The sequence below is a fragment of the Petrotoga mobilis SJ95 genome (assembly GCF_000018605.1).
GTDB lineage: Bacteria > Thermotogota > Thermotogae > Petrotogales > Petrotogaceae > Petrotoga > Petrotoga mobilis.
On the sequence record NC_010003.1, the window covers coordinates 1,534,913 to 1,550,274 of the forward strand.

Consider the following 15,362-nt stretch of genomic DNA (forward strand, 5'->3'; position numbering starts at 1 on the left):
CATCCCTTTAAGTGCTTAACGATTATTCATTGAATTCTATGAGGCCTAAGTCTCCATCTTTTCTTTCATAAAGAACGCTTATGGCATCATTGTCTGGATTTCTGAAAACGAAAAATGAATGGCCTAAAAGTTGCATTTGTAACATTGCTTCTTCAACGCTCATAAGAGTTAGATCAAAATTTTTTGTTCTCACAATCTTTGGAGCATCAGGTTTTTCTTCAATTTCTGATTCATTTTCTTCAGCTAAATCAAGATTTTTAATGTCAGGATTTTGAAGATTTTGTTCTATTTCCATACGTGCCTTTTTATCTGTTCTACTTTGTTCTTGTAAACGATTCTTTAGTTTTCTGATTTTTCTTTCCAAAGAGTCTGTTACCTCATCAATAGCTTCATAAAGATCGTTACTTCTTTCTTCTACTTTTATGATTTTACTTAAAGGATTAATGTGGGTAGTTATTTCAACTTTGTATATGCCCCTCTCTTTTGTTATTCTGACATCAGAAGGAGAGACAATATCAGGATGTTTTTTGAGCAAATGGTCTGGTTTACTCATTCTTTTTTCGATATAATTCTCTAAAGCTTCGGTAAGTTCTACTTCCTTTGTATAAACTTTATACTCCATCTAAATCACCTCCAGATTTGAATAGTTGCTATACTTATATCTATATTTTTGCATTAAATATGAATATTGTTTTCAGAGTAATATTTATACTAACGTAGTGGGGGGATTAACATAAATTTTGATGTCTCTAAAATGTTTTTTAAGCGTTGAGTATAAAAAGTCATGATTTTTCTGTTTACTTTTTATAATGATTTGATACCTGTAATTCCCTCTTAATTTGGAAATGATTGGCACAACGGGTCCCAATATTTCAATATCAACTTGATTTTCAATTTTACTCAACTCTTCGACGATTTCATTTGCTTTAGCCTTTGCTTTGTCAGCGGAAGGGTTGTTCACTAAAATCATAAATAATGTGACGAACGGAGGATATCCGTATATTTTCCTTTGTTCAAGATCATTCTCTGCAATTAGGTCAAAATTATGATCAATTAAAGATTTATAAATATGATTCTCTGGTTGAAAACTCTGAATGATAACTTTGCCTTTCTCTTTCCTGCCAGATCTTCCTGCAACCTGCATCAGCAAAGAGGCTGTGCTTTCTTGAGCGTTGTAGTCAGGAAAGTTGAAATATCTGTCAGCGTCAAGAATGACTACTAAATCTAAATCTTGAATATCCAAACCTTTAGTGATCATCTTAGTTCCAACAACGATCTTTTTCCCTGGTTCTTTCATGAAATTAAAAGTGTTTCGTAAATCTTTGAATGTTTTTATAACCGTCCTATCAACCCTTACTAGAGGTTGTGAAGGGAACAATTTAGCCAATTCAGCCATAACCCGTTCCGTACCGAAACCTCTTGTTTGAAGTTTAAAGCCTCCACACTTTGGACAAAAATTTGGTAATTCACTTTCCTTTCCACAGTAATGGCATCTTAATTTTCTTTCATTTTTATGAAAGGTTAATGAAACATCACACTCATCACATTTGAATATATATCCGCAGTCGCTGCAAATTACATAATTGGCATATCCTCTTGTTGGCGTGAAAACAATTACTTTTTTGTTTTTTTTCAAAGAAATTTCTATATTTTCTACTACCTTTTTGCTGAATATCCAGTTATATTTTTCATCTTTTTTCATATCAACTATTTGGACTTCAGGCATTTCGGTAAAGTACCTTGTATGTATTTTTTCAAGATAAAAAAAGTTCGCTTTTGCCTTGTACAGATCAATCACCCGTGGTGTTGCTGATGAAAGTATCAGTTGAATGTCTTCTAAATCTTTTCTAAAACAAGCCGTATCTATCGCATCGTAACTAACGTTTTCTATCTGATAGTAAGATTGATCATGTTCTTCATCGATTATAATCATTTTTAAATCTTTCATGGGTATGAAAATGGCGCTTCTTGTTCCTATGACTAAGTCCAATTCACCATTCACGGCTTTGTACCAAGTTTGTACTCTTTCGCTACTTGTAAGTCCGGAATGGTAAAACGCTGCATTGTAGTTAGCAAATCGTTTTTTTAACCTGATCATTAGCTCCGAGGTTAAAGAGATTTCTGGCACTAAAAGAAGGACTTTCCCGCCATTTTCCAAGATAGGCCTTGCAACTTCAAAAAATACTTCTGTTTTACCGCTCCCCGTAACCCCATACAATAAATGTGGTTTATCAGAATTTGCTTTTATTGCTTCAACTGCTTGCCTCTGTTCATCATTTAAAGAAATTTCTGTATTTTCTTCGTAAATTGGGAAACCTTCAGATAATTCAATTATACCTTTTTTCCATAAAGTGTTCAAAACGGTGGAACCTTTTTTCAAAATACCTTGTGAGTACAGATCGCTTTCTAAGGTTTCACCGTTTATGGATAGATAATTTATTACCTCTCTGGCAGATTTTGACACATTGAACTTCCACATCTCTTTTAAGTCCATTTTTAGGCTAACAAACTTATCTATTTTCTTTGTAATTTCTTTTCTGTATAGTTCTATCTCAATTAAATTTGAATCTAAATATTCTCTTAACTGCTTGTTGGCTTTTGAAGCATTATCAAAAGATTTTAAAAATTGCTTGTAAAAAATAGGCTTTTGAATAGGAGAAAAAGAACTTTTTGGTGTAATTCTCAGTTTATAAATATCCGAAGAAAGAGGAGGAAAAAACAATCTTGCAACCTCCCCAATAGGAGCCATAAATTTTGAGCTTACCTTTTCCATAAGTTTGATGTGCTTTTCATTTAAAAAACTCTTATTATCCAATGGAAATGCGATTTCTTTTATTTTGTCGAATTCTGTAGTTTCAGACTCTTTGTAAACTAAACCAGGAAGGAACTTACCTCTTAAATCAATGATAACTCTTTGACCTATCTCTAATTTTTTATCGCTTTTATAGGTAAACCCATTAAAAACCATTTGTCCTATGGGGATTACTTCATAATAATACATCTAAATCCTCCAATTTCACTCGCTAACAAGTACAAGAAAACTTTTACCTGGCATTTTTTCTATGGTATTAAAGCTTTCTCCAGTTAAGATATCTCTGTAACTTCCGTTCAAATCGTACTCAATTTCAATTTGTGAATCTTTAGAATTTAGTGCAATTATGACATTCTCTGATTGATAGCGTCTTTCATAAATTAGAACACTTTCATCTGCATACAGTACTGTATAATCACCTTTTCTCAAGGCATCACTTTCTTTTCTTAATTCCGCCAACTGAGAGTACAAGTCTAAAATTTCCATATTCCACTTACTATCATCCCAGTAAAATGGAACTCTGCAAAATGGATCTGTGGTCCCCGTCATGCCTATCTCATCACCATAATATATTAGAGGTGACCCTATAAACGTCATTTGAAGTACGACAGCTAATTTCATTCGTTGTGTATCTTCACCGAGAGCAGTTAGAATTCTTTCAGTATCGTGTGAACCCAAAAGGTTCCATAACCCATGCAACACTTGTGGTGGATATTTGTCTATATATGCGTTAGTGGTATTAACAAAGTTAATAGCCCTTCCACCTTTGGCATATGCGATAGCCGCATCTCTGAAGATGTAATTCATTACAGAGTCGAAACTTGGATCTTCAAAATAAGAAGTGGCATCTCTCCAAAATTCTCCGACAACTAGGGCTTCTTGGTTTATGTTTTTAATGTTTTCGTAAAGAGCTGACCAATAAGTTTCAGGGAGTTGATCAACCGCATCCATTCTCCAACCATCTATACCAAAACTCATCCATTTACCAATTACCTGATTTATGTATGCCTTCACCTCAGGATTTTCATTGTTTAATTGCGGGAGATCAGCGTACCCATGCCAACCTTCGTAACTTTCTGTAGATTTTTTGATGGGGAATGATTTAATATAGTACCAGTCCAAATAATCAGATTCTTCTTGTTTGAGAAAGTTTTCTTTCATCGCGAAGAATTCTGTTCCTGTATGATTAAATACGCCATCTAAGATTACTTTGATATCTGACTCATGTAACGCTTCTAGCATATTAGAAAAGACTTCTTCGTCTCCAAAAGAATCATCAATTTTTAAATAATTTGTTGTATCGTATTTATGGGGAGTCTGAGCTTCAAAAATGGGGTTGAAGTAGATGGCTTCCACACCAATGTATTCTAAATGATCAATTGAGTCAATGACCCCTTGCAGATCTCCACCATAAAAACCAAAAGAAAGAGAATTTCTATTATGTGGACCGTTCCAACTGTAGGTTCCTTGTGGATCATTGGAAGTATCACCATTTCTGAATCTATCAGGAAATATTTGATAATAGATCCTTCCTTTAGACCATTCTGGTATATCAAAATATGAAATTATAGGATGATTAAAGTCGAATTCAAAAAACTCTTCTGTTCCGTTGAAACCGTATATTATTTCTTCGCTGTCGTAGATCAAAAATCTATACTTTAAAACTTCAGCTTCGGTAAATACGTGGAACCTATAAATGACGGTGTTGCTTGATTCTATTACAGATTTTTGTATGGAGGATGCGTTGGCTTGTAGTTCAACGTCTTCAACATCATTTTTTTCGAATTCTATTGAAAGATATATTTCGCCCTTTTGAACCGGATTTATATATCTTCTTTCGTTATCGAAATAAACCTTTTTAATTGAGCCGTCTCCAACTTTTGGCAAGACAAACGATTCCTGAACGGTGCGTACATTGAAGATTTCACCGTTATAGGTTTCTATATCCTCGTTTGAAAAATCTATCGTTCTTTTTCCATCTACGATGAATTTATACAGGTATTTGCCAGGTTCTAAATCAACGTTATAACGCCACAGTCCCGTGAAGCTTTTGTCCATAGGAATAGGTTGAAAGTTGTTAAAACTGGCAACTAAATAAACAGAAGTTGCTTCTTTTGAGTATAAAAACGTAGTGCTAACAGAAAAAGAAACAACAGCAAAAGTAAGTATCATGACAACGAATAATGCTTTCTTCATGAAAGTAACCCCCCTATCAATGAAAAAAGTTAACAGATTCGAGATAGCGATCTTCTACCTTATTAACTAATTGTTTCTACTTTTTCTATTACCCTTTTTGCCAAGTTAACGTAGACATTTGTTACTTCTGGAGTTCCGAAATAAGCAACGGGTTTACCTGCATCCATGTTTTCCCTGACAGTTGAATCCAAAGGAATTTGTGCAAGTAATTCTAAATTGTATTTTTCTGCTAAAGATTTTCCGCCGTTTTCACCAAAAATGTAATGTTTAGTTTTACAATTTGGGCAGATAAAATAAGACATATTTTCAACTATACCGATAATTTGCTTATCCATTTTTTTCACAAAATTAATAGCCCTTTCTACGTCGTCTTGGGAAACGACAGAAGGTGAAGTAACGATCAAAGAACCCTTTATCTTTTCCACGTTTTGGAAAACTGTTAAAGGTTCATCTCCCGTACCTGGAGGTGCATCGATAATTAGATAGTCTAATTTACCCCAAGCAACATCACCAATAAATTGCATTATAGCACCTGTTTTTAAAGGACCTCTCCAGATAATAGCCTCATTGTCGCTATCTAAAAATTGGGAAATAGAAATAACTTTTATTCCGTGTACTTCAGGGGGTAGTATTTCTCCTCCAACAGCAGAAACTTTGGCTTCTCTCCCCCCCAACATTCTTACTACATCAGGACCATGTAAATCAATATCCAAAAGCCCTACTTTTCGACCCTCTAGAGCCAGAGCAACCGCTAAATTCACCGCAACAGTGGTTTTTCCAACTCCTCCTTTACCGCTCATAACCATAATAACGTTATCAATATTTTCGAGTTTTTTAGAAGCCTTATCTTTCCTTTCCTTTAGGTCAGCCATTTTACTCCTCCTATCGATTATTGTAGATAAAACATAATTTTTCTATAACTTCGTCATCAAAAGCTTTTTTACTATTTTCCATCTCAAAGGCTGTGTTAAATTTTGAAATAAACTTCAATGGATTCCCCACACAATCTCTTAATTCATCTAACCCCAAATACTCTTCGATTGTACGAGCCATCTTATAACCTAGTGGATGAACAATTTGGTTTTGCATAAGGAATTCATAAATATTAACGTGGTTATTATTCTCCACTAACTTTATTTTTAAAATGTTGTTTAGTTGATTGATATACTTATTTGAATTTATCAAAATATCCATAAGTAATCCCTTTTCCATCCATCCAAACTTTTCATAAATATATTTTAGACTTTCGAAGTTACACATATCTGCAATACCTTCATTTTCTAATGTAAAAAGGGAGAGTGTAACATCATTATACCCATTTTGAGGTTGCTTATAAATGTTGATATAATCTTTTAAGTAATGGTGCATCTCATGAGCGAGTAAATCGTTTAGTTGAACTTCAGATAACTGGTTTGCAAATCCAATGTCTATCAGAACTTGATTCCCTTCAACGGCAGCGTTATTCATAAATATATAGTAGTTGAACTTAATTTCGATGTCACAATTTATTGGGGGTAAATACTTTAGAGCCTTTCTAATGAATTCTTTCTTCTCAACAATTCTCTCGATTTTTTCCGTATAACTGTATAATTTATTTATATTCTTAATGGCCCATATTACAGGTTCTATTATATTTTTTTTGATAATATCAGAGCCTGCATATTGTTTATCTTCCAGACTAAGCTTGTAAGCATCATAAAATATTTCTTCCCATTGTGTTTTCTTAGCTAAGCCTATATTTTTGCCAAATAAGCTTATAAGTTTTTCATATGATTTAGTGCTCAAAAGCCGCTCTATATCAGTTTCATTAATATGTGGATAAGTTATGAAAACCTCTATAAAGTCCTTTATACCATCGATATTGTGATTAATAGATATATTCATTTTAACCTCATCTTTAAAAAATGACTACTCAATAATCTTCACTTCGTAGGTCATCTCTGTAGAACCTCTAAATGTGGCGGTTGCTCCACAATATTTCTCTTGTGAAAGTTGAGCAGCTCTTTGTAATCTATCCATGGGTAGATCTTTTCCCTTGAATTCGTAAATTATATGAATCTTCGTGTATTTTTTGGGATGCTCCTCACTTCTTTCTGCTAATATTCTCAAGTTCAAGGCATCGTACTTTACTTTCATTTTGTCCAAAATCGTTACTACATCTATTCCCGTACATCCGCCTAAACCAGCGATTAAGTACTCCATGGGCCTTGCAGCCGAGTCATAACCAAGGTTCTCTGGATCTGCGTCTACATGAATATCATGACCAGAAGGTGTTTTCATGTAAAAGTGACTACCGTGTGTGTTTTGCAATAAAAATTCTGTCATCGTAAAAACCTCCATTATAGTTTTATAGCTCCCCTTCGTCCCGCTGCCCACCTAAATACTAAATTTAAATCTTTCTTGTATCAAATTATATCATGAAAAAGTGATTAATAAGTTGAAATTAAGTTTCTATAGGTTTTAATTTTGAGATGTAATGTCTTAAAATTTTTAGATTTTTTCAGCTACCTATTTATTTTAGCTAATTTGATAGTAAAGCATATTGACTTGACGAAAGAATATAAATATAGTATAATTTATCTTGACAATGCAGGTGTAGCTTCAGTCGGTAGAGCGCCGCCTTGGTAAGGCGGAGGTCATGGGTTCGAGCCCCATCACCTGCTCCAGAAAATCAGTGCGGATATAGCTCAGCGGTAGAGCACTTGCTTGCCAAGCAAGGGGTCGTGGGTTCGAATCCCATTATCCGCTCCAAAACCCGGGTTAAACCCGGGTTTTACTATCTGAAAGGAGAAAGTTAAAATGAGTTTTCAACTGACAGATGTTGAATCCGGACACGTATACTATGCAGATGAAAACACCAAATTCATTGATATAGCTAAAAAATTCGAGAAATCTTCTGGAAAAATGGTTTTATACGTAAAATTCAACAACGACATTAAGGAATTGTTCAGCAAAGTTCCTAAAAGTGGAAGTATACAATTTTGCGACATTACAACACCCGATGGAGTGCGTATTTATAGGCGAGGGCTTTTCTTTGTTTTGTATATTGCCCTAAAAGAAATCAATCCAGAAGATAAGTTCTATGTAAATAACACTCTCAACGATGCCATGTATTGCGAATTTAAATCTGGAGAACCTTCGGAAGATTATTTATTGCTACTAGAAAACAAGATGAGAGAAATCATTGAAAAAGACATAGTATTTGAAAAGAAAACCATTGATAAATTCGATGCTATAAAAATGTTTACGGATATAGGAGAAGAAGATAAAGCCTTACTTTTCAAATACCGAAAGAAAAGTACCGTTAATATATATTATGCTGATAAATATTTTAACTATTTTTACGGATATCTTCCTTATTCAACTGGATATGTCAATAAGTTCAAATTGAAAAAGGTAGAAAAGGGTTTCGTTATAATTCACCCCACAAATAGTTTTCACAACTTTGTTCCAGATTATAGTTATTCACCAAAATTATTTGCAACTTTCGAAGAATACAAAAACTGGTTGGACATTATGGAAATAACAACTGTAGGAGAATTAAACTCCATAATCTCTCAAGGTGCCGAAAAAGTAAGAGATATAATTAGAGTAGCAGAAGTTTTACACGAAAAAAAATATGCACAGATAGCTGATGAAATAGTGAATAGAAAAAGTGTAAGACTGATAACGATAGCTGGACCTTCTTCTTCAGGGAAAACTACAAGTGCCAAAAGAATTGCTTTACATCTTAAAGTGCATGGATTAAGGCCTATTTCAATATCGTTGGATGACTTTTTCTTGGAAAGAGAGAAGACCCCGCGGGATGAAAATGGTAATTACGACTTTGAAAGCATAAATGCGTTAGATTTAGAATTGTTTAATGACACAATGGTTGATCTGATAAACGGGAAAGAAGTTACCCTCCCAAAATTCGACTTCAAAACTGGTAAAAGATTTTGGCGAGATGAACCCTTGAAAATAAAAGAAAATCAACCTATTATTATAGAAGGAATACATGGTTTGAACGAGCTTTTAACCGCTTCTATTTCAAAAGACCAAAAATTCAAAATCTATGTGAGTTCTTTAACTCAAATGAACTTAGACAGTATGGATAGAATTCCTACAACGGATACTAGACTTATAAGAAGGTTAGTGAGGGATTATTACTTTAGAGGTTATTCCGCCGAAGATACATTAAAAATTTGGCCTTCGGTTGTGAAAGGCGAACATAAAAACATATTTCCTTTTCAGGACGAAGCAGACATTATGTTCAATTCTCACCTAGTTTACGAGCTGTCTGTTTTGAAATTATTTGCAGAACCTTTATTGCTAAGCATTGATAACTTTCATCCTGAATATACAGAAGCTAAAAGGTTACTGAGATTTTTGGATTACTTTCTTCCAATCACAGAACTCGAAGAAATACCCAAAACTTCAATAATAAGAGAATTCATAGGCAAAAGTGCTTTTAGATATTGATTTAAAAAAGGTGGGCGGGCAGCCCCAGTAATTTGTTAAAAAAAAGGAGACATGTGATTTGCATGTCTCCTTTTTTGATAATGATTAACCTTTTACAGAGCCTTGAGTTAATCCTCCGATTATCCATCTTTGGAGAGACAAAAATAGAATTATCATTGGGATAGCACCCAATAGTGAGGCTGCGGTGAACAATCCCCACTCTGTTTCGTAAGGTCCCGAGGAGAAAGTTTGCAATCCAACAGCATAGGTATAATTTGATTCGCTTTGTAATATTATCCTTGCCATAACAAACTCGTTGAATATGTTCATGAAGGTAAGTATCATAACAACAGCAATTATGGGTAGAGATAGAGGCAATACGATCCTCCAAAAGGTTTGGAACCTCGTAGCACCGTCAATCATTGCAGATTCTTCCAAAGAGTCCGGGATAGTGTCATAGTAACCTTTGAACAGCCACATGTTGTAAGCAATTCCTCCCATGTAGGCAAAGATCAATCCATCTAAAGAATCCAAACCAAATACCCCAAAGTTATCACCCATAAATTTCAATATGCCATAAATTGCTATCATAAACATTACGGCTGGGAACATCTGAATAATCATCAAGAAAAATAACCCCTGCTTTCTTCCCACAAACCTCATCCTTGAAAAAGGGTAGGCTGCAATGGAGGTTATTAAAACAGTTAATACTGATGTTATACCAGCTACCATTATGGAATTTAGTAGCCATCTAGTAAACGGTTTTCTTATTTTTGCTGACCAATCTTGCTGCAATAAATAAAGATTTTTATCAATATTCCTAAGTTTGGACTTTAATTCGGAGTAATCAGTGTAATTTGCAAGATCACTAACTATCCTTGAGGCACGAGCTATATCAGCCGAAGCTTTTCCGTATTGTGTGTTATAAAGTGTTTGAATCTCAGAAAGTGGTTCAATAATAGTAACGTTACCGCCTTGATTCAAAGTAAGATATTCGTTGAGGTTTGTTTTGAATATATTAATATTTTCTTCCATTTGATTTTGGATAGCAGTTAAATTTTCTCTTCCCTGGTCGAATCTTTGTTTTGACTCTAACAAATTTTTATACCAATTCATTAGTATATATCTGTTTCGATCAGGGGAAAAATACGGATAATATTTTGAACTTATGAAAGATGCATAATTAGTTGACTCAAAGTTGTTAGTTATTTCTTGATTGGAGCTTTCCATATAAACTAACAAAAAAGGAATGTTTTGTGTTTTTTCTAAGTTACTTAAAATTTCGTCATTTTCTTGTTTGATCAGGCTAAGCGCGGTTTGAATTTCGTTCTTTTGTTCTCTTAAATTATTTAGTTGAGCACTGTATTGGGCTAATTGACGAGTATTTGAACTGTATTGTGATGTTAGTGGAAGTAATTCGTTAATGCTTCCAGAAAGTTTTAAAGTTGAACTTTTTGCCGCTTGATAACCTGGCAAAATTGTTTTCGAATCTTTTATGGCGTATATTTTTGTGAAGTTTTCGTTTAAAAATTGATAGACTTCATTGAAAAGTTCAAGTGTTTCAACAAAACCGTTTTCGATGAATATGTCTATAGAATTCAAATTCTCGTAAGCAGGAGGAATGATCTGAGAAAATTTTTGAACGTTATCGTAAAAAGATTTATCTTCACCAAATAATGGTGACTTTCCTTCTACATTCGATAAGTCTTGTCCCTCAAGTATGTTGTAAGAAGCATGCAATCGCTCTTTTTCGACTATGAATATATCAAAAAGTGCGGATAAACTGTTGAATATATCACTGTTTTGTCTTTCCAAAAGCACTTGTTGTGAAGTGATTTGTGATATTTGTGAATTTATATTGTTTAAATCTGCTTCTAATTGAGATATTTGAGTTACAGACTGACCGTATAATTCATTAGCCTGTTTTTGAATATCTTCTTGTATCCGTTCTATTTCTGTTTCAATTTTCTCCCATCTTTCTGCCAAAGATAAAATGTTGTTTCCGAATATTTCAGCTTCGGGTTCTTCTTTTATCCATCTCCTATAAGTTCTTACCCTCCAAGTAGATGTTTTCAGCGGGATTTGCAGTATTGTATTCATCGTTTCTATATAGTATTCACTATCTTTATTTAAAGAGCTATTTTCAAAGCTGGTCATTATTTCTTTTCTTTGAGTAAAATAATCACTTATCAATGTTTGCAATGGCATGATATCAACGTTTATACCCATACTTTCGGAGAGATTAAGTATTGCAGTTAACTCTTCTTCGAAGGTTTGATAATCTTCAATTCTTATTTTGTTTATATCTTTGTAAAACGGGTCTTTATACTGTGTTTCGTAAAGTGTAAATATATCATCATACGAGCTTTCTAAATCTTCGAAGTTATTTTGAGTTTCGGTAAAGTATTCTTCCAAACTGGTTATAAATTTCATTGATTCTTTTTGTGCTTCTGTTAAAGATATCCCGCTGTATTCCCCAATGTACGAGCTAAGAGAGTTCAGTTCGTTTATTATTTCAGGTACATTTGGAGTTTGAAGGATTAAATCTTTATAATTATTCATAGTTAATCTGTTCGAAAACAATTTTGGTGAAAATGCGGCATTATCTCTTCTTATCGATGTAGAGATTAACCATACAAGAGGAAAGAGTATTACAACAACACAGATGATCAATATTATATGCCTTAAAGTGTAATTTTTCTTTTCGATCACAGCCATTATCTACTCACCTCTTCGAACGAGCCTGAGAATCTAAAGTTAAAGTAGGTAAACACAGCAATTATTGCAAATATGATCATCGAAATAGCGGAAGCAAATCCAAAGTCCTGGCCTAGTGATCCTTCAAAGGCTAATTTATATACATATGATATCAAAATGTCTGTTGAACCTGCCGGTGTGTTCGTACCTGCCATTGCGGGTCCCCCACTTGTAAGTAGATATATTAATGTAAAATTGTTAAAATTGAATGCAAAACTCATAACGAGTAATGGCGCAACTGCGACCATCAAAAGTGGTAACGTTATCTGTCTAAACTGTTTCCATCTGTTTGCACCATCTATGACGGCTGCTTCGTATAGTTCGCCTGGAATACTTTGTAAAGAACCGAGGGTTATAGTCATCATGTAAGGAAATCCGAGCCAAGTATTAGTTATCAATATTGCCACTTTTGCCCAAAATGGATCATTCAGCCATTTTATAGGGTTTAACCCTAAGTTCCCAAGTATGAATTTGTTGATTATCCCGTATGTTTCGTTGAAGAATCCATTTCTCCAAACCAAAACAGAAATAAAAGCAGGTATCGCCCACGGTATTATTAGTAAAGTTCGGTACACTACTTTCCCTTTGAGATTTACATCGTTTAGGACTAGCGCAAAAATGAGGCCAACTACAAAAGTAAAAAGAACACTTAAAGCTGCATAGGCAAAATTCCAACTAAGAATTTTAAAGAATGGTCCGGAGATTCTAGGATCACTTATTATTTTTGCAAAGTTTTCTCCACCTATATAGTCTTTATAACCTATTAATCTGTACAATTCTCCATTCTCATTGTAATCCCAAAAGGCAGAGTCCCTTTCAACTAATTCTTTGTTGGTAAGAGTGTTCATTACAACTGTTTTGTAGATCTCTCTTTCTCCGTCGACTATAACCTTAACCGATGTATCGTAAACCCTGTAGACTTCAGAGAATTTTCGGAATATCGTGGAACTTGAGAGGCGGAAGTTTTGATCTTGAAACACCAAATTTAAAGACTTTAAATAATTCTGTCTCAATACAGAGTTGTAAAACGCTGAATTTGTAGAGGTAAGAGGATCAACGGGCGAATAAAAATACGTGTATCTGACTTCTCCATCTTTTTCAATGGCTATTATTGAATCGCTACCATTGGTTCCTAAACTTTCCGTGGGGCGCATTATTTTGTAAGTGGCATTGTTTACAGTTATTTGGTCTCTTTCAATAGGAAACAATTCTGATTCTGCATATATTAGATTACTTCTAGAATCGTACTCTAAAATTACTGGTTTTTCTGATAAATACATATTTTTTTCGTCGTATAAAAGTAATAAAAAATCTTCAGTTGGTTTGTATTCTTCATCGTATCTGACGAATACTTTGAAATCATAAGTTTTTGGATTTTCTGGCTCAAAGTAATACACCGGATCTGTAAGAAGAGTATCTATAGCGTTAGTTCTAGTGAATAAATGTCCCGTTCCATAATTAGTGAATGAGGTATCAATCGTGTAATAAATGGGATATATGGTTAAAATGAAGAGAAAAAACAAAGCAGGCAACGTATATCGATACGGATAAGCTTTTTTGGAAAAAATCGCCCAATCCATAAAAACGAGAAAAATACTTATTACTATGCCTAATCCATAGTTGGCAAATATGAATAAAAGAAGTATCGCCCATACAAGGAGTGCATTCATCACTCCAATGAATATCCATATTAAAAAAGTAGTGAACTTATTCAAGAGCTGCCCCTCCCAAAAATTTTAGCTTTAAAAAAAAGGAGAGGGAGTTACCCTCCCCTTCTTGTCGGTTAATCTTGTTATCTTTTAATCTTAGAAGATCAATCAAAGGTTATAAATTACAAAGCTGCTTTTATCTTTGATACGGCATCGTTAAGAGCATCTTCCGGTGTTTGTGTTCCGTTTATAATGTTGTTTAGAGCATCACTCATAGGTTGCCATACAGATTGCATTGCTGGTATATTAGGCATTGGTTCTCCACCTGATGCGCTTTCTGTGAATGCTGCAACCATTTCTGCTGGAACTGGACCACCTTGTTCGTCTACTATTTGGGCTACATCCAATCTTGAAGGACCTCTCGGATCAGCGATATAGAATTGATATATTCCTTCAGCTGTTGCTAAGTAATTGATCACAAATTCCATAGCAAACGCCTTGTTTTGTGATCTAGAATTGATCATCAATCCTTGTGAACCCACAAAAGGTCTCATTTGTTTACCTGGTTCAACTTCTATGCTTGTTAATGGCACTACTCCAAAGTCTATACCCGCATCTATATATCTTTTTACGGACCATGGACCATTTATCATCATGGCAATTAACCCGTCTGTAAACATGGAATCCATAATAGTGTAACCCATACCTTGAGGCATTATACCTTCGTCGAAGAAACTCTTCAAACGATATCCGGCTTTTATAGCTCCTTCATTGTTCAATCCTATATCAGATATATCGTAACCAGTCCTAGAATCATAATCAAAGACATAAGCACCATATCCGCTAAAGAAACCATAAGTTTGATAAAAATCGTTAGGAACAACAGCGAATCCAACCGTTTCATCTGTTGTTAATTCTTTTGCCAAAGCCATTAATTCGTTTATATTTGTTGGAACTTCATCATCACTCACATAATCCCTGTTGTATAATAATCCAACTGCTTCAATGGCGTAAGGCAATCCATAGAGCCTACCTTCATATGTGAATGCTTGAATTCCTGATGGAGCAAACTTGTTAAGTTCGATAGCAGATTGTGGAATAGGTTCAAGCAGGCCATTTAATGCTAATTCTCCAACCCAATCATTAGCTCCTACTATTATATCAGGACCTTCCCCCGCCTGTGCTGAAGTTAGAAATTTTGACTTGATATCACCGAAATTAACCATTTGAACTTCGACGTTGATACCAGTATCTCTGGTAAACTGCTGGCCGATTCTTCTCATAAAGTCAACTTGCAATTCAGAAGACCACACGGTTAAAGTTTGTGAAAAAAGTGAAAGTGCTCCTACTAACATTACCAAAGTTAAAATTAAGCCTTTTTTCATCTTAATACCCCCTTTTGAGTGTTTTTTCCTTATGGAAACGTTTTTACTAAACTAATTATAACAAAAAAGGATACAATTTCAAATCGGGATTATTGGCGATTAAATCCGGTTAAAGGTGATTAT

General features: G+C 34.3%; 10 protein-coding genes and 2 tRNA genes. 3 read left to right on the forward strand and 9 right to left on the reverse strand.

The window, feature by feature from the left end; translation table 11 throughout:
* Positions 1–22: 22 nt before the first annotated feature.
* The 6 genes from hpf to PMOB_RS07355 form a co-directional block, all read right to left on the reverse strand.
* Positions 23–622, reverse strand: a complete 600-nt coding sequence (gene hpf / locus PMOB_RS07330; protein ID WP_012209231.1) for a ribosome hibernation-promoting factor, HPF/YfiA family — start codon at positions 620–622, stop codon at positions 23–25.
* An 84-nt stretch (positions 623–706) separates the two neighbouring features.
* A complete protein-coding gene (gene priA, locus PMOB_RS07335; RefSeq protein WP_012209232.1) occupies positions 707–3,001 on the reverse strand; it encodes a replication restart helicase PriA in 2,295 nt (764 codons plus the stop codon).
* Positions 3,002–3,016: 15 nt separating this feature from the next.
* Complete coding sequence (locus PMOB_RS07340; RefSeq protein WP_012209233.1) at positions 3,017–5,008, reverse strand: alpha-amylase family glycosyl hydrolase; 1,992 nt, start codon at positions 5,006–5,008, stop codon at positions 3,017–3,019.
* 62 nt (positions 5,009–5,070) lie between these two features.
* Positions 5,071–5,880 carry an Mrp/NBP35 family ATP-binding protein gene (locus tag PMOB_RS07345; RefSeq protein ID WP_012209234.1) on the reverse strand — a complete coding sequence of 270 codons (810 nt, stop codon included), beginning with the start codon at positions 5,878–5,880 and terminating at the stop codon, positions 5,071–5,073.
* Between the two features lie 10 nt (positions 5,881–5,890).
* Positions 5,891–6,892, reverse strand: coding sequence for a DUF5700 domain-containing putative Zn-dependent protease (locus PMOB_RS07350; protein ID WP_012209235.1), 1,002 nt, complete (start codon positions 6,890–6,892; stop codon positions 5,891–5,893).
* A 24-nt stretch (positions 6,893–6,916) separates the two neighbouring features.
* Entirely contained in the window at positions 6,917–7,333 is a 417-nt protein-coding gene (locus tag PMOB_RS07355) for an OsmC family protein (protein WP_012209236.1), read from the reverse strand.
* A 264-nt stretch (positions 7,334–7,597) separates the two neighbouring features.
* On the opposite strand from PMOB_RS07355, the gene PMOB_RS07360 reads away from it, so the two are divergent.
* The 3 genes from PMOB_RS07360 (at position 7,598) to PMOB_RS07370 (ending at position 9,469) form a co-directional block, all read left to right on the forward strand.
* A tRNA-Thr gene (locus tag PMOB_RS07360) sits at positions 7,598–7,674 on the forward strand.
* A 10-nt stretch (positions 7,675–7,684) separates the two neighbouring features.
* A tRNA-Gly gene (locus PMOB_RS07365) sits at positions 7,685–7,759 on the forward strand.
* Between the two features lie 48 nt (positions 7,760–7,807).
* A complete protein-coding gene (locus PMOB_RS07370; protein ID WP_012209237.1) occupies positions 7,808–9,469 on the forward strand; it encodes a nucleoside kinase in 1,662 nt (553 codons plus the stop codon).
* An 84-nt stretch (positions 9,470–9,553) separates the two neighbouring features.
* Here the strand turns inward: PMOB_RS07370 and PMOB_RS10295 are convergent, their stop codons facing one another.
* The 3 genes from PMOB_RS10295 to PMOB_RS07385 form a co-directional block, all read right to left on the reverse strand.
* On the reverse strand, positions 9,554–12,166 hold the full coding sequence (locus tag PMOB_RS10295; protein ID WP_012209238.1) for a sugar ABC transporter permease: 2,613 nt from the start codon (positions 12,164–12,166) through the stop codon (positions 9,554–9,556).
* Entirely contained in the window at positions 12,166–13,920 is a 1,755-nt protein-coding gene (locus tag PMOB_RS07380) for an ABC transporter permease subunit (protein WP_012209239.1), read from the reverse strand. The genes PMOB_RS10295 and PMOB_RS07380 overlap by 1 nt, the downstream gene beginning before the upstream one ends.
* Before the next feature lie 116 nt (positions 13,921–14,036).
* Entirely contained in the window at positions 14,037–15,239 is a 1,203-nt protein-coding gene (locus PMOB_RS07385; protein ID WP_012209240.1) for a sugar ABC transporter substrate-binding protein, read from the reverse strand.
* Positions 15,240–15,362 lie beyond the last annotated feature (123 nt).